General features: G+C 54.9%; 2 pseudogenes. Both read right to left on the bottom strand.

The annotated features are described in order from the left end of the window. Positions 1 to 649, bottom strand: a pseudogene (locus tag ACTJJN_RS26960) (DUF6708 domain-containing protein); the annotation flags it as partial. Continuing rightward, a pseudogene (locus ACTJJN_RS26965) lies at positions 649 to 1885 on the bottom strand (T6SS effector BTH_I2691 family protein); the annotation flags it as partial. The pseudogenes ACTJJN_RS26960 and ACTJJN_RS26965, both read right to left, overlap by 1 nt.

A 1885-nucleotide genomic window follows, 5' to 3' on the forward strand; every position in this document is an offset into this window, starting at 1 on the left:
TCCATGTGGGGCAGGCCGGTGCGGCTGGGGTGCCAGACCAGGCCTAGTCGCATGCCCATGCTGAGTGAGTCATCTTCTGGATATAAGCCAGTGCTCCCGGTTGCATTCCACGGGAAAGTGACGATGCCGCCGCAGTATTTCGGTCGATGTAGGTGAACTTGTTGGGTTACTCGGTTGAAGCGAATGAGCAAGTGACGGCTAGTCAGCATTTCTAGTCGGGTTAAGTGGATTCCATACTTTGAATAAATATACACTAAGGTGGAGCTGACTGAGAGCATTATAAGTGTTGAAAGAATAGTGATTACGGAACGCCCATCCGGATCGGTGATGTCCATCCATAAAAATCCAGTGGTGATCATTAGTCCCCAGCAATGGCCGGGGCGACAGCGCCGAGCGTTGCGAGCGTAATAAGCCCACGCTTTTCTTCTGACCCTCCGCAGCGCATTTCTAAAATAGTGTCGCTGAACGCGAAGACAGGTCCTCTTGCATAGGGTTGTTTACTAACGGATTGGAAGTGCATTTCTTCAGCCAGGTCACCCTCATATAAATCTTGACGCTTTTCGTTCGGTGTCAGTTCTGCTTCATATGCTTTTCGCGCGGCTTCGGATTCAGTAGCCATTTGCCAAAAACCCCATTCGATCAGATACATCACAATACCTCGCTGAATGCGGAGTGCAGGGTCTTCAGCTCTTCTTGTTCTTCAAACGGTTTTGAGTTTTTTGCAAGGCGGAAGCTGCTGCGTTTGCACCACTTTTCCAAAGCATCGTCTTCAAATATGTAAATAATCAATGTGAAGACCAGGCCAATCCAGAACGCCCCAAGAACGAGGCGCGCAAGTAATAATCGAGCAGCCTGCGTGCCGAGCTTTTTTGCAAGTGCTCCCAAGGAGGTGGATAGCGTCCTGACGAGCTTGGTCTTGGCATTTTGAGAAAGGTAGTCGAAAAAAGGTTTTGCAGTCGCAACGGCCGTTCCTAACTCAGCAAGTGAGAGAGTCACTGTAGCGACCCCTCTTACAAAATAAGTAGCCGCCAAGAGTCTGGAGTTTTTTTCAACCTGCTTGGTAGCGCCACTCTGGCTGCTTTTGAAATGCTCAACCGAATCAGTGAAATCCCACCACGCCAGCAGTGAACCCCCGGTGCCAGCTAAACTGGCGCCCCATAGTTTCAAACGCCCTAAAGCGGCCGCTGCTCCTCGTCCGGTCACACTGTTCGCGCCGTACCGCGCGACCACCTGGTCCACATAGCTGGCTCCAACTTCAAAGCCCGCCGCTGCCGTGGTCATCGCGGCCGCCAGGAGTTCGGTCTTCACCCGCGCATCACTGTCAGGCAGTTCGCGCGCTTTGAAGGCCATCAGCATCCCTTCCAGCAGGCACACCAGCCCGGAGACACGCACTTTGTAGAAGTCACTGTTACGGGCCTGCATCAACCCTTCAGCCCAGGCCTGGTCGAGGTACCTTGATACCTGGCCTGCACTGCGTTTTGGGTTAATGGGCTGCCCGCTACGTGCAGCTTCACTCAGGCGAATATCGACAGCCGTTTCATGCACCGAAGCGAACAAGGTCAGCCGCAAACCCTGGTGCAGTGCGCGGTCCATGCTGTTGGGGGTCGCGGTGCGCAGCACTTGCCGCCCCAGCGCGACGTACCAGGCATACAGGCCGATGCTGGCCGTGCTGCTCTGTGCCTGCATCTGTTCGTACAGGGTGTTGATGCGCCCAAAGGCATTGGCAGCGGCATGGGCTTGCCTGGCAAGTGCTTCCGGCAGGGCGAAGGATGACGCTGACTGTGGTTCGCTTTTAGCCGCTTCCAGCAGCGCCGCCAGTGCTTCCCGCAGGTCCTCCTGGTTGTAGGTGATGCCGCGTATTGCAAGGTTGCCCCGGTCTGCCACG

Origin of the sequence: Pseudomonas sp. 22515 (assembly GCF_052044625.1) — a bacterium.
Lineage (GTDB): Bacteria > Pseudomonadota > Gammaproteobacteria > Pseudomonadales > Pseudomonadaceae > Aquipseudomonas > Aquipseudomonas alloputida.